Origin of the sequence: Burkholderia mycopellens (assembly GCF_964265025.1) — a bacterium.
Taxonomy (GTDB): domain Bacteria; phylum Pseudomonadota; class Gammaproteobacteria; order Burkholderiales; family Burkholderiaceae; genus Burkholderia.
In genome coordinates this window covers 80319-102056 of sequence record NZ_OZ183802.1, presented here as the reverse complement: position 1 = coordinate 102056, position 21738 = coordinate 80319, and the positions used below count along the sequence as shown (strand labels likewise).

Sequence of the window (21738 nt, the reverse complement as noted above, 5' to 3'; positions counted from 1 at the left end):
TGAAACGAGTGGCCAGCTCCGAACGGCAAATCGGATCGCCATCTGCACTGTGGATAACTCCATCCACCGCCGCTGCACAGAGCTTTTGACTGTTCCTTCGGAACTTATCCCCTGGTTGCTAACCGCCGATGTACCGGCATCACATCTCGCCCCAAAAACAAAAACGGCGTGTTTCACGTGAAACACGCCGCCCGTTTCCCGCCAACCGCACGTCCGATCAAGCCGTTTTCTTCGCCAACCCAAGGTAGGTTTCGATCACACGCGGATTCTGCGCGAGTTCCGCCGCCGGCCCTTCCAGCGCAAACTCGCCCGTCTCCAGCACGTAGCCGTAGTCCGAGATCTGCAGCGCCGCACGCGCATTCTGCTCGATCAGCAGCGTCGCCACCCCCGTACCGCGCAACGCGCTGATGATATGAAAGATCTCCTTCACGATCAGCGGCGCCAGCCCGAGGCTCGGCTCGTCGAGCATCAGCAGGTCGGGCTTACCCATCAGCGCGCGGCCAACCGCGAGCATCTGCCGCTCGCCACCGGACAGCGTGCCCGCTGCCTGCTTACGCCGCTCCTTCAGCCGCGGAAACAGCTCAAAGACGTGATCGAGCTGGTCGAGGAAGTTCGCTTCACCCGCCTGCTTGCGCCGATACGCACCCAGTACGAGGTTGTCTTCGACCGTCATCGTGCTGAACAGCTCACGCTTCTCTGGCACGAGGCACATCCCGCGTGCGACGCGCTGCTCGACCGGCAGCGCACCGACATCGTGACCGCGATACACGACCGCACCCGACGCATGCCCGGTCACCGGTAGCGCGCCCATGATCGCGTTCAACAGCGTCGATTTGCCGGCCCCGTTCGGGCCGATCACGCTGACGATCTGCCCTGCACCAACCTTGATCGCCGCGCCGTGTAGCGCCTCCACCTTTCCGTACCGGACCGCCAGCCCGCGCACGTCGAGAATCGGTATCGTCGTGTCCGTCATCACTCCACCCCGCCCAGATACGCTTCGAGCACCGCCGGATCCTGCTGCACGTCCTGTGGCAGCCCTTCCGCGATCCGTGTGCCGAATTCCATCACCACCAGCCGGTCGGTGAGATTCATCACGAAATCCATGTCGTGTTCCACGAGCAACACGCTCATTCCTTCCGCCTTCAGCCGCCGCAGCAAGTCAGCGAGTTGCTGCTTCTCCTGGTAACGCAGCCCGGCGGCCGGCTCATCGAGCAGCAACAGCGTCGGGTCGCAACACAGCGCGCGCGCGATTTCGAGAATCCGCTGCTGGCCCAGCGCGAGGCTGCCCGCTTCGTCGTACATGTGCTTTTCGAGCCCGACGCGGCGGATCTGCTGTGCGGCCTCGGCCAGCAACTGCGCTTCCTCACGGGCATTGAGCCGCGCGACACTGCGCCACACGCCGGTATGGCCGCGAAGGTGCGCACCGATCGCGACGTTCTCGAGCACCGTCATCGCCGGCAACAGCTTCACGTGCTGGAACGTCCGGCCGATGCCGCGGCGGACGATCTGGCGCGATGTGAGCCCGTCGATGCGCTCGCCACGGAACGTGATCGTGCCGCCCGTAGGCTTCAGCACACCGGTCACGAGGTTGAACGTGGTCGACTTGCCGGCGCCGTTCGGGCCAATCAGCCCGATGATCTGCCCCGCTTTCACGTCGAAGCTGACGTCGTTGACGGCCACGAGCCCGCCGAACTGCTTGCGCGCGTTGTCGACGACGAGCAACGGCTCGCCGGCCATCGGCTTCGCGCGTTGCGGCAACGGCTCGGCGTGCTCGGGTACATGCGCACGGGGCCCGCGCGGGAACAGCCTGGCGACGAACGGCCACACGCCCTGGCGCGCGTACTGCAGCAGCAGCACCATCAGCACGCCGAACACGATGATCTCGAAGTTGCCTTCCGAGCCGAGCAGCTTCGGCAGCAGCGTCTGCAGGTAGTCCTGCAGCACGGTCAGGATCGCCGCACCGAGCACCGCGCCCCACACGTGCGACACACCCCCCACCACGGCCATGAACAGGAACTCGATCCCGTGGTTCAGCCCGAACGGCGTCGGGTTCACCGCGCGTTGCAGGTGTGCGTACAGGAATCCCGATACCGCCGCGAGCACGGCCGCGTAGACGAAGATCACGACGCGCATCCACGCGGTGTTCACGCCCATCGCCTCGGCCATCACGCCACCGCCGCGCAGCGCGCGGATCGCACGGCCCGGGCGGCTATTCAGCAGGTTCTGCACCGACACGATCGCGGCCAGCACGACGGCCCAGATCAGGAAGTACAGGCTGCGGCCGCTTTCGAGCTCGATGCCGAACAGGTTCAGCGCCGGAATCCCGTTGATCCCGTCGTACTTGCCGAGCAGTTCGAGGTTGCCGAACAGGTAGAACAGCGCGAGGCCCCACGCGATCGTGCCGAGGGGCAGGAAGTGGCCGGACAGCCGCATCGTGACCGCGCCGAGCACGAGCGCGACGAGCGCCGTCAGCACGACGCCGACGATCAGTGCGAGCCACGGCGATACACCGTAGCGCGTCGTCAGGAGCGCGGTCGCATAGGCGCCGATGCCGACGAACGCGGCCTGCCCGAAGCTCGTCATCCCGCCGACGCCCGTGAGCAGCACGAGCCCGATCGCGACGATCGCGTACAGGCCGATGTAGTTCAGCAGCGTGATCCAGTATTCAGGCACCTGCAGCGCGCCGGGCAGCACCGGCAACGCGAACAGCACCACGAGAAACACCCAGAAGGTCTTGTTGCGTCCCATCGTCTTCATCGTGTCACTCCTCTTCCTCTTCCGCATGCGGCGTGGCGAAGCTCCGCCACAGCAGCACCGGAATGATCAGCGTGAACACGATCACCTCCTTGTAGGCGCTCGCCCAGAACGACGAATACGATTCGAGCACGCCAACGAGCAGCGAGCCGGCGGCCGCGAGCGGGTAGCTGACGAGCCCGCCGATGATCGCGCCGACGAAACCCTTCAGGCCGATCAGAAAGCCCGAGTCGTAGTAGATCGTCGTCAGCGGACCAACGAGGATCCCGGACAGCACGCCGAGCCCCGCCGCGAACGTGAACGCGAGCCGCCCTGCCTCGGTCGTGCCGATGCCGACGAGCCGCGCGCCGAGCCGGTTCACCGACGTCGCGCGCAGCGCCTTGCCGGCGATCGTGCGGCCGAAGTACACGTAGAGCGCGCCGATCAGCACGAGCGCGGTCACGACGACCAGGATGCTCTGCACCGACACGGTCATGCTGCCGATCGACAGCGACGCATCCGAGAAGCCGTTGGTGCGCGAGCCTTCCGCGCCGAACATCACGAGCCCGAGGCCGACCATCGCAAAGTGGACGGCGACCGACACGATCAGCAGCAGCAACGTCGTGCCTTCGGCGATCGGCTGGTACACGAGCCGATAGACGAATGGCCCCATCGGCACGACGATCGCGAGCGTCAGTGCGATTTGCGCAAGCATCGGCAGCGGCTGCACGGCGAAGCTGCGTGTGATCGCGAACACCGCGAGCGGCAGCAAGATGTAGCGGCTGCCGAGCGTCGCGAGCGTGCGGCCGAGCTGATGGCGCCGTTCGCGATGCCGGATCAGGCCGCCGACTTCGAGCAGGAAACACGCGATGCCCATCACGAACAGCAGCCAGCAGGTGGCGGGAAATTTCTGCGCCTGCAACGCGGCAAGCGTCAGTGCACCGTAGGCGACGAATTCGCCCTGGGGAACGAAGATCACCCGCGTGACGGAAAACACCAGCACGAGCGCCAGCGACAGCAATGCATATATGGCGCCGGTCGTGATGCCGTCTTGCGCGAGGATCGCTGCAATCGAGAGATCCATACGTTTCGTGTATCGAGAATGCTGCGGAGAAACGAAAGACGGGACGGCCGAGGCGCGGACGGCCGGGTCAGCGCGTCGGGCGCCAGGCAGGCGGCCCCAGCGGTTCCAGGCGGCACAGGCGCGGCCCGTCAGGCCCGGCGCCCTGCCGACGGCATGCACGGCGCCACTCGCGCCGCGCACGCCGGTTTGACGTGATGCTTACTCGGCCTGCAGCTTCCACTTGCCGTCGACGATCTGCACCATCACGCGCGCACGCGTGTCGAAGCCGTTGTGGTCGGTCGGCGTCATGTTGATTACGCCATGCGACACGGGCAGGTCTTTCACGTTCTCGATCGATGCGCGCAGCGCCTCGCGGAACGCCTCGGTGCCCGGCTGGCCCTTCTTCAGCGCTTCCGGAATCGCACGTTGCAGCAGCAGCCCCGCGTCCCACGCATGGCCGCCGAACGTCGCCAGCGAGCCCGGGCCGTACGCCTTCTCGTACGCGGCCTTATAGCCGAGCGCCGGCTTCTTCACCGGGTTCGAATCGGGCAGTTGGTCGGTCACGAGCACCGGGCCGGCGGGCAGGATCTCGCCTTCGCAATCCTTGCCGCACACGCGCAGGAAGTCGTTGTTCGCGACGCCGTGCGTCTGGTACACCTTGCCCTTGTAGCCGCGCTCCTTCAGCGTCTTCGCCGGCAGCGCCGCCGGCGTGCCCGAGCCGGCGATCAGCACCGCATCCGGATTCGGGCCCATCAGCTTCAGCACCTGCCCCATCACCGACGCGTCGGTGCGGTTGTAGCGCTCGTTCGATACGACCTTCAGGCCGTTCTTCGCGGCCGCCGCGTTGAACGTGTTGTACCAGCTGTCGCCGTACGCATCGGCGAAGCCGATGAAGCCGACCGTCTTCACACCGTGTTTCGCCATGTAGCCGGCGATCGCGTCGGCCATCAGCTGGTCGTTCTGCGGCACCTTGAACATCCATGCGCGTTTCGCGTCCATCGGCGAGATGATCTGGGCGCTCGCCGCGAGCGAAATCGTCGGCGTCTTGCCCTGCGACACGGGATCGAGCATCGCGAGCGAGTTCGGCGTGACGGACGAGCCGATGATCGCGTCGACGTGATCTTCATCGATCAGCTTGCGCACGTTCTGCACCGCGCGGCTCGTGTCGGATGCGTCGTCGAGCACGATGTACTGCACGCTCTTGCCGGCGATTTCCTTCGGCAGCAGCGCGATCGTGTTCTTTTCCGGAATCCCGAGCGACGCGGCCGGCCCGGTGGCCGACAGCGTCACGCCGATCTTCACCTGCGCCGACGCCGTTGCCGCCGCGCATACGAGGCCCGCGGCGAGCACGGCCTCCATCCATCGATTCATTTTCATTTACGTTGTCTCCAAACGCTGCTCGAAAAAGCCACGGGTCGCTCGGGCGGCTCCCGGTCCCCAAAACAAGTTAATAATTTAACTATCTCGCCTTGGCGCGCCTACGCTCGTTTTCCCGTGAAACACCTCACCTTCAACTGCGCCCGGACGACACCGCGCGCGGGCGCACCGGCCGGCGGTCGAAACGGTCGTTCGACCGTCACGATGCGCAGCAGCGGTGTCGTCTGGATGAAGAACGCGGAGAAATGCGCAATCGCGCGGGCAATCGATGTGCGTGCAACGATCAAGGAAAGGCACATCGATCTGGCCTGATACGGCCTGGCGCGCGAGCGGCACATGATCGGGAAGCTGGCCGCTCATGCGAATGCAGATGCGGATATCGATACGGATGCGCACGCAACGACCGGCGATGGCGCCGGAACGCGCCTACAGGCCGCAGAACGGCTCGGGAAGGCCTTCGCGACATCTGGCCAACCCCACGACGAACGAACGGCGCCAGCCGCCCTTCCTGCCCCGATCCATCGTCCCGCGCTGCTCATCCAACCGTACTCCCTCTTCTGCATTCTGCTTGTAGGAGAACTGCCGACCGATTTTCCCGACCGCACGGTCGGCGAAAGCTGAGTGTAACGGACGCGTTTTGCGCACGCCAACCGGGTTAGCCCGAACGGCCGGCGCACGGCTGCGCATCGTTTGCGAAGGAATCGCGGGAAAGCGGAAAACGGGAGGACGCGGCGAAGCGCGGAAGAAGCGCGGTGCGAACACAAACGCGGAATGAGGTCACTGCGCAGGCCGATGCACCATCAGCGGAAATCCGTGCACGCAAATGAAAAAGCGCTGTTGGATTCCGTCCAACAGCGCTTTGGGGTCCGGGCACTTTGTGCCTCGATTGTCTCCTCGTTCTCCACCTGCAAATTCGTTTCGCGGTGCATCAGAACTAAAACGAATCTTAAAGAGGCTTAAGCACCACGGCAACTTAGCATTTACCCCTATGGTGCATCGCCGCACGAAAATGGGGCACCAGTGTGCCGCGCGGCACCGACTTGAGCCCGCTGCGACGCCCTTTCGCAGCGCATCGGATGGTGCTTCGCATCAACGCGCCGCGACGCGCGCGGCACGCGCTCAGGACGCCCTGAGCGGCTTGATCCGCGCGACTATTTCGCCGACGATGCCGCGCCGGAATGCGAGCACGCATGCGATGAAGATCAGCCCCGTGACGATCGTCGCCGATTCGCCGAGCGAATGGAACCACGCGACGCCCGTCGCCGATGCGAGCCATTCGCCGATGTCGCCGAGCCGGTCTTCCAGCGCGACGATCAGCGCTGCACCCAGCAGCGGCCCGAACAGCGTGCCCATCCCGCCGACGAGCGTCATCAGCACGACGAGGCCCGACATCGTCCAGTACGCGTCCGACAGCGTCTCGAAGCCGAGCACGAGCACCTTCAGCGAGCCGGCGAGCCCCGCGATGCCCGCCGACAGGATGAACGCCAGCAGCTTGAAGCGGTCGGTGTCGTAGCCGAGCGAGATCGCGCGCGCTTCGTTCTCCTTGATCGCGACGAGCACCTGGCCGAACGGCGAATGCACGACCCGCACGATGAACGCGCACGCGGCGACGACCACCGCCAGCACGACGTAGTACAGCGCGACGTCGTTCGACAGGTCGAGCAGCCCGAACAGGTGGCCGCGCGGCACGCCCTGCAGCCCGTCCTCGCCATGCGTAAACGGCGCCTGCAGGTAGATGAAGTAGACCATCTGCGCAAACGCGAGCGTGATCATCGCGAAGTAGATGCCCTGCCGCCGGATCGCGAACAGCCCGACGACGAGCCCGAGCAGCGTCGCGGCCACGGTACCGGCCAGCACGCCGAGCTCCGGCGTGAAACCGAGCGTCTGCATCGAATAACCGGTCGCATAGCCGGCGGTCGCGAGAAACATCGCATGGCCGAACGACAGCAGCCCCGTATAGCCGATCAGCAGGTTGAACGCGGCCGCGAACAGCGCGAACGTGAGCACCTTCATCACGAACACCGGGTACGCGCCGATGAACGGCGCGGCGAGCAGTGCGGCGAGCAGCACGCCGTAGAGCACTTTTCTCTGCATCATTTTTCCTTGCCGAAGAGGCCCGCCGGGCGGAACAGCAGCACGATCGCCATGATCACGAACACGACGGTGGCCGACGCTTCGGGGTAGAACACGCGCGTGAAACCCTCGATCACGCCGAGCAGCAGGCCCGTGACGATCGAGCCGAGGATCGAGCCCATCCCGCCGATCACGACCACCGCGAACACGGTGATGATCATCGGCTGGCCCATCAGCGGCGACACCTGGATCACCGGCGCGGCCAGCACGCCCGCGAACGCGGCGAGCGCGACGCCGAAGCCGTAGGTGAGCGTGATCATCATCGGCACGTTCACGCCGAATGCCTCGACGAGCTTCGGGTTCTCGGTGCCCGCGCGCAGGTAGGCGCCGAGGCGCGTCTTCTCGATCACGAACCACGTCGCGAGGCACACCGCGAGCGACGCGACGACGACCCACGCGCGGTAGTTCGGCAGGAACATGAAACCGAGGTTGGTGGCGCCGGACAGCTGCGACGGCACGTCGTACGGCTGGCCGGACGAGCCGTAGATCGACCGGAACACGCCTTCGACGACCAGCGTGAGCCCGAACGTGAGCAGCAGTCCGTACAAGTGATCGAGCTTGTACAGCCAGCGCAGCATCGAGCGCTCGATCAGGATCCCGAACGCACCGACGACCAGCGGCGCGATCACCAGCATCGCCCAGTACGGCAGCCCGAAATACGACAGGCCCATCCACGCGAGCATCGCACCCAGCATGAACAGCGCGCCGTGCGCGAAGTTGATCACGTTGAGCAGCCCGAAGATCACCGCAAGCCCGAGGCTCAGGATCGCGTAGAACGAGCCGTTGACGAGCCCGAGCAGCAACTGGCTCAGCATCGCCGGCAACGGAATGCCAAAGATTTCCATCGACTTAGCCGTCAGAATGAGTTTCGTTGCGCGCGCAACCTTCATGCGTCGCGCACGCGGGCAGCGCAGCGGGCACATCGCTGCAGCCGCCACCGAGCGGCGCGCCCGCGCGCGCCGCTACGCCCTGCTTACTTCCACAACGCGCAGCGCGATTCCTGCTTGGTTCCGAACGCCTGTTCGCCCGGAATCGTCGCGAGCACCTTGTAGTAATCCCACGGCTCCTTCGACTCCGACGGCTTCTTCACTTCCATCAGGTACATGTCGTGGATCATGCTGCCGTCCGTGCGGATGTAGCCCTTCGCGTAGAAGTCGTTGATCTTGATCTTCTTCAGCTCGGCCATCACCTTGTCGGAGTCGGTCGTGCCTGCGGCCTGTACGGCCTTCAGGTAGGTCGTCACCGACGAGTAGTCGGCCGCCTGCAGGCTCGACGGCATCTTCTTCATCTTGCCGAAGTAGCGCTGCGCCCACTGGCGCGACGCCGCGTCGCGGTTCCAGTACCAGCTGTCGGTCAGCACCAGGCCCTGCGTCGTCTCGAGGCCGAGGCTGTGCACGTCGTCGATGAACATCAGCAGCGCGGCGAGCTTCATCGTCTTCGTGATGCCGAATTCCTTCGCGGCCTTGATCGCGTTGATCGTGTCGCCGCCCGCGTTCGCGAGGCCGAGGATCTGCGCCTTCGACGCCTGCGCCTGCAGCAGGAACGACGAGAAATCCGACGCGGACAGCGGGTGGCGTACCGCACCGAGCACCTGGCCGCCGTTCGCCTTCACGACATCCGACGTGTTCTTCTCGAGCGCCTTGCCGAACGCGTAATCGGCGGTCAGGAAGAACCACGTCTTGCCGCCCTGCTTCACCACCGCCGAACCGGTGCCCTTCGCGAGCGCCATCGTGTCGTAGGCGTAGTGGACCGTGTACGGGGTGCACTGCTCGTTGGTCAGCGTGTCGGCACCCGCGCCGATGTTGATGTAGACCTTCTTCTTCTCGGCCGCGACCTGGTTCATCGACAGCGCGGTGGCCGAGTTCGTGCCGCCGACCAACAGGTCGAGCCCGCCGCGGTCCATCCATTCGCGCGCCTTCGACGCGGCGATGTCGGCCTTGTTCTGGTGATCGGCATAGACCACCTCGATCGGCTTGCCGAGCACCTTGCCGCCGAAATCGGCGACCGCCATGCGGATCGCCTCGAGGCCGCCCTGCCCGTCGATATCCGCGTAAAGCCCCGACATGTCGGTGATGAAGCCGATCTTCACGGTATCCGCGGCCTGCGCGGCGCCAGCGGTGAGCGCGGCGGTCGCGAGCGCGAGACAGGCGTGTGCGAGGGTCTTCATTTTCATTGACGTCTCCTGTTGTTCTGATGCGTTGTGGTTGTTCGAAGCCGCCACGGCTAGCGGCGAAAGAGACGGGCCGGCGTCACACCCCGAGCAGGTCGTGCAGGGTCGGCATCTTGCTTTCCAGTTCGGCCGCCTGGAAATGTTCGACGATGCTGCCGTGCTCCATCACGTAGAACCGGTCGGCGAGCGGTGCCGCGAAGCGGAAATTCTGTTCGACCATCACGATCGTGTAGCCGCGCGCCTTCAGCGCGACGATCATCCGCGCCAGCGCCTGCACGATCACCGGTGCGAGGCCTTCGGAAATCTCGTCGAGCAGCAGCAGGTTCGCGCCGGTGCGCAGGATCCGCGCGACCGCGAGCATCTGCTGCTCGCCGCCGGACAGCCGCGTGCCCTGGCTCTGCCGGCGCGACGCGAGATTCGGGAACATCGCGTAGATCTCGTCGATCGACATCGCGTGGTCGCGCGGTCCGATCGGCGGCGGCAGCATCAGGTTCTCCTCGCACGACAGGCTCGAGAAGATCCCGCGCTCCTCCGGGCAGTAGCCGATACCGAAATGCGCGATGCGGTGCGTCGCGAGGCCGATCGTCTCGTTGCCCGCGACCTTGATCGACCCGCTGCGGCGGCCCGTGAGGCCCATGATCGCGCGCAGCGTCGTCGTGCGGCCCGCGCCGTTGCGGCCGAGCAGCGTGACCACCTCGCCGCGATGCACCGTCAGGTCGACACCGTGCAATATGTGGGATTCCCCGTACCAGGCCTCGAGGCCCGTGATCTCCAGCGCGGGCGTACCGCTTTCGACGCCGCTCAATTCGCGTTCCTCCCGTTCGCTGTGCTTCATGCGTGCGCCCCCGCGAGCGCCGCGTCGGCGCTGCCCATGTAGGCCTCGATGACGAGCGGATTCTTCGACACTTCCGCATACGAGCCTTCGGCCAGCACCTCGCCGCGTTGCAGGACGGTGATCGTGTCGGAGATGCCCGCGATCACGTTCATGTTGTGCTCGACCATCAGGATCGTACGGCCGCTCGCGACCTTCTTGATCAGCGCGGTCACGCGATCGACGTCCTCGTGGCCCATTCCCTGCGTGGGCTCGTCGAGCAGCATCAGTTCCGGCTCCATCGCGAGCGTGGTCGCGATCTCCAGCGCGCGCTTGCGGCCGTAAGCGAGTTCGACGGTCGGCACCTGCGCGAAATCGGTGAGGCCGACCTGCGTGAGCAGGTCCATCGCGCGGTCGTCAAGCCGCTTCAGCGTGCGTTCGCTGCGCCAGAAATGGAATTCGGTGCCGAGCGCGCGCTGCAGGCCGATGCGCACGTTCTGCAGTGCGGTCAGGTGCGGGAAGACGGCCGAGATCTGGAACGAGCGGATGATGCCGCGGCGTGCCACCTGCGCGGGCCGCTCGTCGGTGATGTCGATGCCGTTGAAGACGATCTGGCCGGCCGTCGGCGTCAGGAATTTGGTGAGGAGGTTGAAGCAGGTGGTCTTGCCCGCGCCGTTCGGTCCGATCAGCGCGTGGATCGCACCGCGACGCACACGCAGGTTCACGCCGTTGACGGCCGTGAAACCCCTGAACTCCTTGGTCAGTCCGCGTGTTTCCAGAATCGTGTCGCCGAGAATCATGTTCCCTTCCGTACGAAGTCAGGCGAAGCACCGGGAAGATTCGCGAGAAGCGTCCGCGAAACAGGTCAGCGGATGAGCGGGCTGCCCCGGGCGCCGTGTTACGCCTCGAGGGTGGTCTCCCGCGCCGACGCGTACGCACGCTGCGCCACATTGTCTCGCCGTTGGTGCAGTGCAATCATCGGGATTTGCACTTATAGGGCTGGCCGCCATGTCGCGCCCGGCTGTGCACGGATTTTCACCGCGTTTTTTTGATACGTGCATCATCGTTGGTTGACCATCCGCACGGCCCGGCACGCACGCAACAAAAAAGCCGTGCGGCTGCACGGCTTGCATGGATCTTGCCGGCGAACCGGCACGATCGGCACAATCGGCACCGGCGCTGCAACAGCAGCTTGTTTCGCATAGCGAATCAGCGGGCGTCATCATGACAGCCCGCTGTCGTGCGTGTCAGCGTCCCGTCACACGGGTGTCGCAGCGGCCTCCGTGCGCACCGGCGTCGCTTCGCGCGCCGCGCGGCGATCGGCACGGATCATGTCGCTCGCGCGCTCGGCGATCATCAGCGTCGGCGAATTGGTGTTGCCCGATGTAATGAACGGCATCACCGATGCATCGACGATCCGCAGCCCGGCGATGCCGCGCACGCGCAGCCGGCTGTCGACCACCGCGCGCTCATCGTCGGCACGCCCCATCCGGCAGGTGCCGACCGGATGGAAAATCGTCGTGCCGACGGCGCCGGCCGCCTCGATCAGCTCGGCTTCGCTCCGGTACTGCGCGCCCGGCAGGATTTCCTCGGGACGATAGCGTGCGAGCGCCGGCGCGGACGCGATCCGGCGCGTGAGTCGCAGCGCGTTCGCGGCGACGTGGCGATCGTGGTCGGTCGACAGATAGTTCGGCGCGATCGCGGGGGCCACACCCGGATCGGCACTCGCGATATGCACGCTGCCGCGCGACGTCGGCCGCAGATGGCACACGGAGGCGGTGAACGCATTGAAGCTGTGCAGCGGCTCGCCGAAGCGTTCGAGCGACAGCGGCTGCACATGGTATTCGAGATCGGGACGCGTGAGCGCGGGATCGTCGGGATCGGATTTCGCGAACGCGCCGAGCTGCGACGGCGCCATCGACATCGGCCCGCGCTGCAGCAACGCATATTCGGCGCCAATCATCAGCTTGCCCCACCAGTGCGCGGACAGCGTGTTGAGCGTGCGTACGCCTTCGACGCGAAACGCCATCCGCAATTGCAGGTGATCCTGCAGGTTTTCGCCGACGCCCGGCAGATCCTGCACGACGTCGATGCCGAGCGCCTGCAGCCGCCGGCCATCGCCGATACCCGACAGCTCGAGCAGCTGCGGCGAATTCACGGCGCCGGACGTCAGCAGCACCTCCGAACGCGCCCGTGCAACGTAATCGGTGCCGCCGCCGCGATATTCGACGCCGACCGCGCGCCGCCCGTCGAAGATCACGCGCTGCGCGTGCGCGCCGGTGATGACGGTCAGGTTCGGGCGTGCCATCGCGGGCCGCAGGAACGCTTTCGAGGTATTCCAGCGCACGCCGCGCTTCTGGTTCACCTCGAAATAGCCGACCCCGGTATTGTCGCCACGATTGAAATCGTCGGTTGCCGGGATCCCCGTCTGCTGCGCGGCCTGCGCGAACGATTCGAGGATCTCCCAGCGCAGCCGCTGCTTCTCGACGCGCCAGTAGCCGCCCGCGCCGTGCGCATCGCTCGCGCCCGCGTGGTGATCCTCGCTGCGCTTGAAGATCGGCAGCACGCTGTCCCACGACCAGCCGGCGTCGCCGGTTTCCTGCGCCCAGCCGTCGTAATCCTCGCGCTGGCCACGCATGTAGATCATCCCGTTGATCGACGAGCAGCCGCCGAGCACGCGGCCGCGCGGATACGAGAGCGCACGGCCGTTGAGCGCCGCTTCCGGCTGCGTCTTGTACAGCCAGTCGGTGCGCGGGTTGCCGATGCAATACAGATAGCCGACCGGGATGTGGATCCAGTGATAGTCGTCCTTGCCGCCCGCTTCGAGCAGCAGCACGCGGATGTCGGGATCTTCGGTCAGGCGGTTCGCGAGCACGCAGCCCGCGGTGCCCGCGCCGACGATCACGTAATCGAATTCGCCTTCTAGCGTGCGTTGTGTCGTCACGGTTTGTCTCCTGTCACGCGGTGCAACGCCGCGCGTCATTTCCAGCATAGTGTGTCGCGAGCCACGCTTGCGGCCCCGCGCGCCCCGCGCCGATGAAGCGTACTCCGGCCGCCGGCCGCCGATCCAATGAGTTATGCTGAACTGCGTTATAAGCCGCGCTCATATCACGACGATGGATCTCACCCTGCTCCGCGCGTTCGCGACGGTCGCGCGCGAAGGCAACCTGACGCGCGCCGCCGTGCAACTGCACCTGACGCAGCCAGCGGTCAGCCTGCAGATCAAGCATCTGCAGGAAACACTCGGCGTCACGCTGTTTACGCGCACGTCGCGCGGTCTCGCACTGACGCGCGACGGGCAGACGCTGCTGCCGCATGCGGAACGCGCGCTCGCCGCGGCGGCCGACGTGGAGCGCGCCGCTGCTGCGCTGCAACACGAGGTGCGCGGCCGGCTGCGGATCGGCACGATCCTCGATCCGGGCTTCCTGCGGCTCGGCGGCTTCCTGCGCGCGCTCGTCGAAACCCATCCGCAGATCGAGACGGCGCTGCGGCACGGCATGTCGGGCTGGGTGATCGAACAGGTGCGCGCGCAGGCGCTCGACGTCGGCTACTACATCGGCCGGCCGGGTGAGGACGATCCGCTCGACGGCGCGCTGTTCCACACCGTCACGCTCACGCATTTCCAGTACCGCGTGCTCGCGCCGGCCGGCTGGAAGGAGCGCGTGCAGCGCGCCCATGACTGGCGTTCGCTCGCGACGCTTCCGTGGATCTGGACGCCGCCGGCGTCGGCGCACCACCGGCTGCTGTCGCGGCGCTTCGCCGATGCCGGCGCGCAGCCGCTCAAGGTTGCCGAGGTCGACCAGGAGCAGTCGATGCTCGATCTCGTCAAATCGGGAATCGGGTTGACGCTCGCGCGCGACTCGACCGCGCTGGCCGAAGCGCACGCGCATGCGCTGACGATCGTCGAGCCCGTGACGGTGCCCACCGAACTGACGTTCGTGACGCTCGCCGAGCGGCGCGACGAACCGGCGACCGCAGCCGCGCTGCGGCTGATCGAGGCGCAGTGGTCGATATGAGCGGGGCTGATGACGACGCGGCCGGGCCTGGGCGCGTCATCGCGTCACGCCACCGTCTCCGCGTTTTTGCTAGATTGTGCGTTCGCACACCGCGAGACCCCGATTGAAGGAGACCCGCATGGCCCGCAACATCGAGATCAAAGCCCGCGCCCGCGAATTCGACCAGCTGCGCGAACAGGCGGCCAGGCTCGCGACCGAGGCGCCGCTGTTCTATCGCCAGCAGGATTTCTTCTACGACGTGCCGCGCGGCAGGCTGAAGCTGCGCCGCTTCGAGGACGGCACGCCGGCCGAACTGATCTTCTACCAGCGCGACGACCGCGACGGCCCGAAGGCGTCGTACTACACGCGCAGCCCGGTGACGAACCCCGACGCGATGCACGCGCTGCTCGCCACCGCGCTGACCACGCGCGGAATCGTGACGAAGGAACGGCACGTGTACCTCGCGGGCCGCACCCGCATCCACCTCGACCGCGTCGACGGCCTCGGCGATTTCATCGAACTGGAAGTCGTACTTGGCCCCGATGACGACGAAGCCGGCGGCGAAGCGGAAGCGCACGACGTGTTCGCGAAGCTCGGCGTGCCGCAGGACGATCTCGTCGCGGTCGCGTACGTCGACCTGCTGAACGCCGACACGCAGCACGAGGCGACCTGATCCGGCCCTGCTCTACCGCAGTGCCACCCGCGCCGCCCTCGCCCCTGCCGCCGCCCGGTCGCCGCGTCAGGCGGCGCCAGGCGCCAGGTGCGCGAGCGGCAGTGCGCCGTTGCGCTTGAAGGTCGTCAGCACGATGTTCGAGCGCACGCTGTCCACGCCCGGCACGCGCATCAGCTTCTTCATCACGAACTGCGACAGCGCGTTCAGGTCGGGCGCGACGATCCGCAGTAGGTAGTCCGCATCGCCCACCACCGCATGGCATTCGAGCACTTCGGGCAGCACGTCGATCTGCTGCTGGAACTGCTCGATGATCGAATCGCCGTGGTGCTTGAGCTTCAGGCTCGTGAACGCGGTGACGCCGAGCCCGAGCTTTTCGGGCCGCAGCATCACGCGATAGCCTTCGATCACGCCGGCCGCCTCGAGCCGCTGCAGCCTCCGGCCGATCTGCGACGGCGACAGCGGCACCTCCTCGCCGAGCTGCTGGTGCGTCGCGCGGCCGAAGCGCTGCAGCACGTCCAGCAGCGCGAGATCGAAGTGATCGAGTTCCAGCATGAGCATTCTCCGCATTGATTCATGATTTGATGCGCGATTATCGCATCATCATGCAAATCAACGCCAATATTGCGCCCATTCCGCGTGCATCCCGCTCTACACTTGCACGGTTCCCAACCGCCACGTGCAGAGCCAGATCATGTCCACCGTCGTCACCGCGAAACTGCAGGAGCAGTTCGATGCGGGCCTCGAAACCCGCGCCGATTTCACCATCGACCAGCCGCTCGCGCATTACGGCCAGGTTGACCACGCGGTGTGGAAGCAGCTCTATGCACGCCAGTCGGCATTGTTGCGCGGGCGCGCGTGCGACGCGTTCGTCGCGGGGCTCGGGAAGATCGACCTGCCGGCCGATCGCGTGCCGTCGTTCGCCGACGTGAACCGTCAGTTGAAGCCGGCAACGGATTGGGAGATCGTCGCGGTGCCGGGCCTCGTGCCCGACCGGGTGTTCTTCGCGCATCTCGCGAACCGGCGCTTCCCCGTCACCTGGTGGATGCGCCGCCCCGACCAGCTCGATTACCTGCAGGAACCCGACTGCTTCCACGACCTGTTCGGCCACGTGCCGCTGCTGATCAATCCGGTGTTCGCGGACTACATGCAGGCGTACGGCCGTACCGCACTTGCGGTCGCCGACGACGAAGCGGCGCTGGCGCGCCTCGCGCGGCTCTACTGGTATACGGTGGAATTCGGGCTGATCCGCGATCCGCGCGGCACGAACGGGCTGTCGATCTACGGGGCCGGAATCGTGTCGAGCAAGGGTGAAAGCCTGTACAGCCTCGAAAGCGCGGCGCCGAACCGGCTCGGCTTCGACCTCGAGCGCGTGATGCGCACGAAGTACCGGATCGACACGTTCCAGAAGACCTATTTCGTGATCGACGATTTCGCCCAGCTGTTCGCGCTCGCCGACGTCGACGGCCGTGCGCTGGCCGACCGGCTGGCGGCGCTGCCCGAGTTCGCGGCCGGCGCGGTGCTCGATACCGATCGCGTGCTGCACCGCGGCACCGGCGAAGGCTGGCCCGACGACGCCGACGCATGACGGTCGAGGGCGCAGGAACGCGCCCCTGGCGGCCTTCCGATCGCCTTCCCGCAACTATGAAACAATGACCGGTGCCGGCTTCGCCGCGCGGCGCAGCCGCGCGCGGGCGCCGTTACCGAACGAGAGGTGCAAGATGATCCACAAGCTCACATCAGAAGAACGCAAGACCCGACTCGAAGGCCTGCCGCTCTGGACGGCCGTGCCGGGCCGCGACGCGATCCAGCGCAGCCTGCGCTTCGCCGATTTCAACGAAGCGTTCGGCTTCATGACGCGCGTCGCGATCAAGGCGCAGGAAATGAACCACCATCCGGAATGGTTCAACGTGTACAACCGCGTCGACATCACGCTGTCGACCCACGACGCCGACGGCCTGACCGAACGCGACATCGAACTCGCGCTGTTCATCGACCGCGCCGGCGCACACGCGAAACCCGCCGCCTGAGGCCTTCCTCTACCGCCGCGCGTCTTTCGATGCGCGGCGCGTCAACTTTTCATTTCGATGAACGTTTTCTAGGATGTAGTCAGCGAAAGCCTTCAGCTTTCCAAGCCATCCTTAAGGCGCACGTAAGTCTCGTATGCATTCCGTGCCTTGGGGTCCAAACCTTCCAGTTGCAGCGCGCTTTGGCGCTGTACAATCAGCAGCGCATACGGCTTGGAAAGCGCGCTGGCCTCTTCGCAGAGTTTGAGTTCGTCGCCGCTCGACGGCGAGCGGGCGCGCCAGAAATTGATCGCGGCTTCTAGGTCGTTGATCGAAATATCGGACATGTTTGGATTTAATCGTTCGCTGGCCGCCATGCTTGATGTCAGGTGTAGCGGCGCCCCTGTGGAAACGGCGTCGTGCTGTCCGCGTGCCTGAACCGCCAACCCATTGTACTTGAGCGAACTTCATGCGACTCCTTCTGATTGAAGACGACCGCCCCATCGCACGCGGTATCCAGAGCAGCCTCGAGCAGGCTGGCTTCACCGTCGACATGGTGCATGACGGCATCTTTGCCGAACAGGCGCTGGCACAGAACCGCCACGAACTCGTGATCCTCGACCTCGGCCTGCCGGGCATCGACGGGATGACGCTGCTCACGCGCTTCCGCCAGACCAACCGCCACACGCCCGTCATCGTGCTGACCGCGCGCGACGAGCTGAACGACCGGATCCAGGGCCTGAACTCGGGCGCCGACGACTACATGCTCAAGCCGTTCGAGCCGGCCGAGCTCGAAGCGCGCATCCGCGCGGTGATGCGCCGCAGCGGCCCGCACAGCGACATGCCGCGTCCGGAAGTGTCGCTCGGTGGCGTCCGCCTGTCGGGCGTCGACCGCCGCATCTTCAACGACGACAAGCCGCTCGAACTGTCGCCGCGCGAATTCGCGGTGCTCGAGATGCTGCTGCTGCGCCACGGCCGCGTCGTCAGCAAGGCCCAGCTGCAGGATCACCTCACGCACTTCGGCGGCGATCTCGGCGACACCGCGATCGAAGTCTACGTGCACCGCGTGCGCAAGAAACTCGAGCAGTGCCGTGTCGAAATCGTCACGGTGCGCGGCTTCGGCTACCTGCTGCAGGAAATCCGCCAGACGGCGAGCGTCTGAGCGGCACCGCACGCCGGGCGGCCACGCGCCGGCCGCGTGTGCGCGCTGCTCCGCGTCGCCGCCCGGCGCAAGACCGCGCCGCTCCCCGTGAGCGGCGCTTATCCATTTGCCCGTCGAAATGTCTCCTGATCCGGCTGTGACCACCAGCCTGCGCCGCTCGCTGCTTCGGCGCCTCGCCGCCCCGCTGTCGATGCTCGCGCTGATGAGCGGCCTGATCGCCTACTGGCTCGCGTGGCAATACACGCAGCACGTGATCGACCGCTCGCTCGCCGATCTCGCGACCGCCATCTCCAAACAGATCCAGATTGCCGGCCCCGACGCGCCGTTCACGGTGCCCCCGCTCGCGCAGGCGATGTTCTCCGATCCCGCCGAGGCGCTGATCTACCGGATCAGCGACGGCGAGCAGGAACTCGCCGGCGATCCGAAGCTGCCGCTGCAGGGCATCAACGTGCGCCGCATGCATCACGCATACGTGTTCGAGGCCGAATACGACAACCGTGCCGTGCGGGTCGCGCAGGTGCGCGTCGACGACGTCGACGGCGGCAAGCCGATGGTCGTGGAGGTCGCGCAGCCGGTGCGGCACCGCTACCGGATCGCGGCCGAATTCCTCGTCGCGATCATGATGCCGCTGCTGCTGCTGCTGCTCGCGGGCTGGGGCATCGTGTGGCGCGTCGTGAACCAGCAGCTCGGCCCGCTCACGCACCTGGCCGATTCGCTGAACCGGCAGACCCACACGTCGCTGGAACCGGTCGACGAAACCGAGGTGCCGCTGGAAATCCGGCCGCTGACGAGCGCGATGAACGCGCTGCTCGGCCGCCTGAAGACCGCGCTCGACGCGCAGCGCAAGTTCATCGCCGATGCCGCGCATCAGTTGCGCACGCCGCTCACGGCCGTGAAGCTGCATGCCGAGCAGGCGGCCGTCGCGCGCGACCCGCACCAGACCTACGCCGCGGTGCGCGAGTTGCGCGCGGCGGCCGACCGCGCGGTGCGGCTGTCGAATCAGTTGCTGTCGCTCGCCCGTGCGGAACCGGGCGAACAGGCCGCGCGGTTCGTCGACGTCGACCTCGCGGCGATGGCATTCGAGACGGGTGCCGAATGGGTACCGCGCGCCCTTGCGTCGCACGTCGACCTCGGCTTCCAGCGCACCGACGATCCCGGTGACGACGAGAAGCTGATCGTGCGCGGGAATCCCGTGCTGTTGCGCGAGGTGATTGCGAACCTGCTGGACAATGCACTGAAGTACGTACCGCTCGCGCGGCCGGACGGCGCACGGATCACGGTGAACGTTGCGCGCGGCGCACTCGAGGACGGCCAGCCGGCCGCCGAGATCGTCGTCGAGGACAACGGCCCCGGCGTGCCCGCCAACCAGCAGGCCGACCTGTTCAAGCGCTTCTTCCGCGGCGACGCGCAAAGCGGCAACGGTGTCGAGACGGGCGCTGGGCTCGGCCTCGCGATCGTGCACGACATCATCGCGATGCACGGCGGCACCGTCTCGTACGAGGATGCGTCGGAAGGCGGCTCGCGCTTCGTGGTGAGGGTGCCGCTGACCGCGCGCACCGAGAAGCCGGCCAGCGAAACACCGGCCGCCGCGTCGACGCACTGAGGGCCTCGCGGCGGACGGCCGCTGTTCGGGCCGCGCGCCGGATGAGGAAGGCGGAAGGCACGGCCGCGCGATGCGGCAGCCGCCTGCTGAAATGGCTGGCGGCAGCGCATCGTGCGCTGCCGCTTGCGTCACTTCTTGCTTTTCTTGTCCTTCGACCGGGACTCGGACTTGCCGTCCTTCTTGTCCTTCTTCTTTTTCTTCTTGCCGCCGTCGTCGGATGTGGCGAGCAGCGTGCCGCGGCACGACGCCGCGCCGCAATGGCACGCGTATTCGCGCTTGAGCGACTTCGTCAGCTTCGCATCGATCACGAGGCCGTAGTCGTAGAACAACTCCTCTTCCGGCCCGATGTCGCGCAGTGCGTGGATGTACACGCGGCCTTTGACTTCCTCGGCTTCGCAGTTCGGCGCGCACGAGTGGTTGATCCAGCGCGCGCTGTTGCCGTCGATCTTGCCGTCGATCACCCCACCCTCGTCCAGTGCGAAGTAGAACGTATGGTTCGGTTCACTCGGGTCGTGCGGGTGGCGGCGCAGCGCTTCCTTCCACGAAATTCGTTCGCCCTTGTATTCCACTACGCGCTCGCCGGCCTTGATCGGCGCCACGGCGAACACGCCCTTGCCGTGTACTCCCGAGCGGCGCACCGCGATCCTGCGTGAACTCATCGAACGAATCCTTGTGAAGACGACTTGAATGGAATGCGGCCGCGATCGCGGCCTGGCGTCGCGCCAAACGAAAACGCGGCACCGGTCGGTGCCGCGTCGGGGCATGCGGCGGATTACCCGCATCCTACACGTTCACGATTGCTTCGTTCAACATCACGCTCAATATTGCGCGCGCGGCGCTCAACGCTGGCCGAATGCGATGTCGCCGAACAACGCCTTGTGCTCGCGCGGCTGCGAGCGCCAGTATTGCGGCGGCGCCGTCACCTGCGCGCCGAGCTCGGCCGCCGCATGCCACGGCCAGCGCGGGTCGTACAGCATCGCACGCGCCATCGCGACGAAATCGGCATCGCCGGCCTCGATGAGCCGGTTCGCATGCGCGGGCTCGTTGATCAGGCCGACGGCGATCGTCGGCATGCCGACCGCGCGCTTCACGGCCTGCGCGAACGGTACCTGGTAGCCGGGCGACAGCGGAATCTTCTGCAACGGCGACACACCGCCGGACGACACGTCGATCCAGTCACAGCCGCGGCGCTTCAGTTCGTGCGCGAACGCGATCGTATCGTCGAGCTCCCAGCCGCCTTCGACCCAGTCGGTCGCGGACACGCGCACGCCGACCGGCCGGTCTTCGGGAAACGCCGCGCGCACGACCTCGAAGATCTCCAGCGGAAAGCGCATGCGATTTTCGCGCGAGCCGCCGTATTCGTCCGTGCGCCGGTTCGCGAGCGGCGACAGGAACTGGTGCAGCAGGTAGCCGTGTGCCGCGTGCACCTCGATCGCATCGATGCCGAGCCGCGCCGCTCGCTTCGCCGAAGCCGCGAACGCTTCGCGGATCCGGTTGAGGCCCGCGGCATCGAGTGCGAGCGGCGGCGTCTCGCCATCCTTGTGCGGCACGGCCGACGGCGCATGCGGCAACCAGCCGCCGTCGGCGACGGACACGAGCTGACCGCCCTGCCACGGCACGTTGCTCGACGCCTTGCGCCCCGCATGCGACAACTGCATCGCGACGCGGACCGGCGAATGCTTGCGGATCGCGGCCAGCACGGGCTTGAGCGCGGCTTCGGTCACGTCGTCCCAGAGCCCGAGGTCGCCATGCGTGATGCGCCCGTCGGGTTCCACGGCGGTCGCCTCGATGCAGAGCAGCCCCGCGCCCGACAATGCGAGATGGCCGAGGTGAATCATGTGCCAGTCGGTCGCCTCGCCGCGTTCGGCCGAATACTGGCACATCGGGGAGATCACGATCCGGTTCGGAAGGGTCACGCCGCGCAGCGTGAACGGGGAAAACAGCGCAGTCATGGAGGCCGCTCGCCAGGAAGGGAAAGAGCGAACGAGCGTAGCACGCAGGCCGCAAGCGTGCTG

General features: G+C 66.4%; 21 protein-coding genes. 7 read left to right on the top strand and 14 right to left on the bottom strand.

The window, feature by feature from the left end; all coding sequences use genetic code 11:
- Nucleotides 1–217: 217 nt before the first annotated feature.
- The 4 genes from ACPTTC_RS00475 to ACPTTC_RS00460 all read right to left on the bottom strand — a co-directional run bounded on the left by ACPTTC_RS00475 (nt 218) and on the right by ACPTTC_RS00460 (nt 5173).
- A complete protein-coding gene (locus ACPTTC_RS00475; RefSeq protein WP_423391258.1) occupies nt 218–973 on the bottom strand; it encodes an ABC transporter ATP-binding protein in 756 nt (251 codons plus the stop codon).
- Nucleotides 973–2757, bottom strand: coding sequence for an ABC transporter permease subunit (locus tag ACPTTC_RS00470; RefSeq protein WP_226199212.1), 1785 nt, complete (start codon nt 2755–2757; stop codon nt 973–975). The genes ACPTTC_RS00475 and ACPTTC_RS00470 overlap by 1 nt, the downstream gene beginning before the upstream one ends.
- 4 nt (nt 2758–2761) lie before the next feature.
- Nucleotides 2762–3817, bottom strand: a complete 1056-nt coding sequence (locus ACPTTC_RS00465) for a branched-chain amino acid ABC transporter permease (protein WP_423391257.1) — start codon at nt 3815–3817, stop codon at nt 2762–2764.
- Nucleotides 3818–4015: 198 nt separating this feature from the next.
- Nucleotides 4016–5173 (bottom strand): ABC transporter substrate-binding protein, encoded by a 1158-nt coding sequence (locus tag ACPTTC_RS00460; protein WP_423391256.1) that lies wholly within the window; start codon nt 5171–5173, stop codon nt 4016–4018.
- Between the two features lie 336 nt (nt 5174–5509).
- Here ACPTTC_RS00460 and ACPTTC_RS00455 point away from each other — a divergent pair, with 336 nt between their 5' ends.
- Nucleotides 5510–5794, top strand: coding sequence for a hypothetical protein (locus tag ACPTTC_RS00455; protein WP_423391255.1), 285 nt, complete (start codon nt 5510–5512; stop codon nt 5792–5794).
- Nucleotides 5795–6292: 498 nt separating this feature from the next.
- Here the strand turns inward: ACPTTC_RS00455 and ACPTTC_RS00450 are convergent, their stop codons facing one another.
- The 6 genes from ACPTTC_RS00450 to ACPTTC_RS00425 form a co-directional block, all read right to left on the bottom strand.
- Nucleotides 6293–7267, bottom strand: a complete 975-nt coding sequence (locus tag ACPTTC_RS00450; RefSeq protein ID WP_175956633.1) for a branched-chain amino acid ABC transporter permease — start codon at nt 7265–7267, stop codon at nt 6293–6295.
- Nucleotides 7267–8151, bottom strand: coding sequence for a branched-chain amino acid ABC transporter permease (locus ACPTTC_RS00445; protein WP_011350508.1), 885 nt, complete (start codon nt 8149–8151; stop codon nt 7267–7269). Before ACPTTC_RS00445 ends, ACPTTC_RS00450 begins: the two co-directional genes overlap by 1 nt.
- Nucleotides 8152–8279: 128 nt before the next feature.
- Nucleotides 8280–9479 (bottom strand): ABC transporter substrate-binding protein, encoded by a 1200-nt coding sequence (locus ACPTTC_RS00440; RefSeq protein ID WP_175956632.1) that lies wholly within the window; start codon nt 9477–9479, stop codon nt 8280–8282.
- A 76-nt stretch (nt 9480–9555) separates the two neighbouring features.
- Complete coding sequence (locus tag ACPTTC_RS00435; RefSeq protein WP_059682652.1) at nt 9556–10311, bottom strand: ABC transporter ATP-binding protein; 756 nt, start codon at nt 10309–10311, stop codon at nt 9556–9558.
- Nucleotides 10308–11087: an ABC transporter ATP-binding protein gene (locus ACPTTC_RS00430; RefSeq protein ID WP_021160426.1), complete on the bottom strand. Its 780-nt coding sequence runs from the start codon at nt 11085–11087 to the stop codon at nt 10308–10310. The genes ACPTTC_RS00435 and ACPTTC_RS00430 overlap by 4 nt, the downstream gene beginning before the upstream one ends.
- Before the next feature lie 458 nt (nt 11088–11545).
- Nucleotides 11546–13231: a GMC family oxidoreductase gene (locus ACPTTC_RS00425; RefSeq protein ID WP_423391254.1), complete on the bottom strand. Its 1686-nt coding sequence runs from the start codon at nt 13229–13231 to the stop codon at nt 11546–11548.
- A gap of 172 nt (nt 13232–13403) precedes the next feature.
- Between ACPTTC_RS00425 and ACPTTC_RS00420 the strand changes: the two genes are divergently transcribed.
- Nucleotides 13404–14303 (top strand): LysR family transcriptional regulator, encoded by a 900-nt coding sequence (locus ACPTTC_RS00420; protein WP_423391253.1) that lies wholly within the window; start codon nt 13404–13406, stop codon nt 14301–14303.
- 118 nt (nt 14304–14421) lie between these two features.
- Nucleotides 14422–14955 carry a class IV adenylate cyclase gene (locus tag ACPTTC_RS00415; protein ID WP_175969809.1) on the top strand — a complete coding sequence of 178 codons (534 nt, stop codon included), beginning with the start codon at nt 14422–14424 and terminating at the stop codon, nt 14953–14955.
- Between the two features lie 66 nt (nt 14956–15021).
- Here the strand turns inward: ACPTTC_RS00415 and ACPTTC_RS00410 are convergent, their stop codons facing one another.
- Nucleotides 15022–15507 (bottom strand): Lrp/AsnC family transcriptional regulator, encoded by a 486-nt coding sequence (locus tag ACPTTC_RS00410; protein WP_006408082.1) that lies wholly within the window; start codon nt 15505–15507, stop codon nt 15022–15024.
- Nucleotides 15508–15646: 139 nt separating this feature from the next.
- Between ACPTTC_RS00410 and phhA the strand changes: the two genes are divergently transcribed.
- Nucleotides 15647–16540: a phenylalanine 4-monooxygenase gene (phhA, locus tag ACPTTC_RS00405; protein WP_423391252.1), complete on the top strand. Its 894-nt coding sequence runs from the start codon at nt 15647–15649 to the stop codon at nt 16538–16540.
- A gap of 64 nt (nt 16541–16604) precedes the next feature.
- Nucleotides 16605–16982, top strand: a complete 378-nt coding sequence (locus ACPTTC_RS00400; protein WP_264166058.1) for a 4a-hydroxytetrahydrobiopterin dehydratase — start codon at nt 16605–16607, stop codon at nt 16980–16982.
- Between the two features lie 92 nt (nt 16983–17074).
- On the opposite strand, the gene ACPTTC_RS00395 is transcribed toward ACPTTC_RS00400, so the two are convergent.
- Complete coding sequence (locus tag ACPTTC_RS00395; protein ID WP_089438903.1) at nt 17075–17305, bottom strand: DUF3717 domain-containing protein; 231 nt, start codon at nt 17303–17305, stop codon at nt 17075–17077.
- Nucleotides 17306–17427: 122 nt separating this feature from the next.
- Here ACPTTC_RS00395 and ACPTTC_RS00390 point away from each other — a divergent pair, with 122 nt between their 5' ends.
- Both ACPTTC_RS00390 and ACPTTC_RS00385 read left to right on the top strand, forming a co-directional pair.
- The gene (locus ACPTTC_RS00390) at nt 17428–18120 is read left to right on the top strand and encodes a response regulator (protein ID WP_006401494.1); all 693 of its coding nucleotides are present in this window, start codon (nt 17428–17430) and stop codon (nt 18118–18120) included.
- A 118-nt stretch (nt 18121–18238) separates the two neighbouring features.
- The gene (locus ACPTTC_RS00385; protein WP_423391251.1) at nt 18239–19723 is read left to right on the top strand and encodes a sensor histidine kinase; all 1485 of its coding nucleotides are present in this window, start codon (nt 18239–18241) and stop codon (nt 19721–19723) included.
- 128 nt (nt 19724–19851) lie between these two features.
- Here ACPTTC_RS00385 and ACPTTC_RS00380 read toward each other — a convergent pair whose 3' ends face one another.
- Both ACPTTC_RS00380 and ACPTTC_RS00375 read right to left on the bottom strand, forming a co-directional pair.
- The gene (locus ACPTTC_RS00380; protein ID WP_175969805.1) at nt 19852–20382 is read right to left on the bottom strand and encodes an SET domain-containing protein; all 531 of its coding nucleotides are present in this window, start codon (nt 20380–20382) and stop codon (nt 19852–19854) included.
- Between the two features lie 180 nt (nt 20383–20562).
- Nucleotides 20563–21675 (bottom strand): NADH:flavin oxidoreductase/NADH oxidase, encoded by a 1113-nt coding sequence (locus ACPTTC_RS00375; RefSeq protein WP_423391250.1) that lies wholly within the window; start codon nt 21673–21675, stop codon nt 20563–20565.
- Nucleotides 21676–21738: the final 63 nt, after the last annotated feature.

Excerpts from the sequence above, each read along its gene's own strand:
- ACPTTC_RS00475 (WP_423391258.1), bottom strand. The coding sequence starts at position 973 with ATGACGGACACGACGATACCGATTCTCGACGTGCGCGGGCTGGCGGTC.
- ACPTTC_RS00470 (WP_226199212.1), bottom strand. The coding sequence starts at position 2,757 with ATGAAGACGATGGGACGCAACAAGACCTTCTGGGTGTTTCTCGTGGTG.
- ACPTTC_RS00465 (WP_423391257.1), bottom strand. The coding sequence starts at position 3,817 with ATGGATCTCTCGATTGCAGCGATCCTCGCGCAAGACGGCATCACGACC.
- ACPTTC_RS00460 (WP_423391256.1), bottom strand. The coding sequence starts at position 5,173 with ATGAAAATGAATCGATGGATGGAGGCCGTGCTCGCCGCGGGCCTCGTA.
- ACPTTC_RS00455 (WP_423391255.1), top strand. The coding sequence starts at position 5,510 with ATGATCGGGAAGCTGGCCGCTCATGCGAATGCAGATGCGGATATCGAT.
- ACPTTC_RS00450 (WP_175956633.1), bottom strand. The coding sequence starts at position 7,267 with ATGCAGAGAAAAGTGCTCTACGGCGTGCTGCTCGCCGCACTGCTCGCC.
- ACPTTC_RS00445 (WP_011350508.1), bottom strand. The coding sequence starts at position 8,151 with ATGGAAATCTTTGGCATTCCGTTGCCGGCGATGCTGAGCCAGTTGCTG.
- ACPTTC_RS00440 (WP_175956632.1), bottom strand. The coding sequence starts at position 9,479 with ATGAAAATGAAGACCCTCGCACACGCCTGTCTCGCGCTCGCGACCGCC.
- ACPTTC_RS00435 (WP_059682652.1), bottom strand. The coding sequence starts at position 10,311 with ATGAAGCACAGCGAACGGGAGGAACGCGAATTGAGCGGCGTCGAAAGC.
- ACPTTC_RS00430 (WP_021160426.1), bottom strand. The coding sequence starts at position 11,087 with ATGATTCTCGGCGACACGATTCTGGAAACACGCGGACTGACCAAGGAG.
- ACPTTC_RS00420 (WP_423391253.1), top strand. The coding sequence starts at position 13,404 with ATGGATCTCACCCTGCTCCGCGCGTTCGCGACGGTCGCGCGCGAAGGC.
- ACPTTC_RS00415 (WP_175969809.1), top strand. The coding sequence starts at position 14,422 with ATGGCCCGCAACATCGAGATCAAAGCCCGCGCCCGCGAATTCGACCAG.
- ACPTTC_RS00410 (WP_006408082.1), bottom strand. The coding sequence starts at position 15,507 with ATGCTGGAACTCGATCACTTCGATCTCGCGCTGCTGGACGTGCTGCAG.
- phhA (WP_423391252.1), top strand. The coding sequence starts at position 15,647 with ATGTCCACCGTCGTCACCGCGAAACTGCAGGAGCAGTTCGATGCGGGC.
- ACPTTC_RS00400 (WP_264166058.1), top strand. The coding sequence starts at position 16,605 with ATGACCGGTGCCGGCTTCGCCGCGCGGCGCAGCCGCGCGCGGGCGCCG.
- ACPTTC_RS00395 (WP_089438903.1), bottom strand. The coding sequence starts at position 17,305 with ATGTCCGATATTTCGATCAACGACCTAGAAGCCGCGATCAATTTCTGG.
- ACPTTC_RS00390 (WP_006401494.1), top strand. The coding sequence starts at position 17,428 with ATGCGACTCCTTCTGATTGAAGACGACCGCCCCATCGCACGCGGTATC.
- ACPTTC_RS00385 (WP_423391251.1), top strand. The coding sequence starts at position 18,239 with ATGTCTCCTGATCCGGCTGTGACCACCAGCCTGCGCCGCTCGCTGCTT.
- ACPTTC_RS00380 (WP_175969805.1), bottom strand. The coding sequence starts at position 20,382 with ATGAGTTCACGCAGGATCGCGGTGCGCCGCTCGGGAGTACACGGCAAG.
- ACPTTC_RS00375 (WP_423391250.1), bottom strand. The coding sequence starts at position 21,675 with ATGACTGCGCTGTTTTCCCCGTTCACGCTGCGCGGCGTGACCCTTCCG.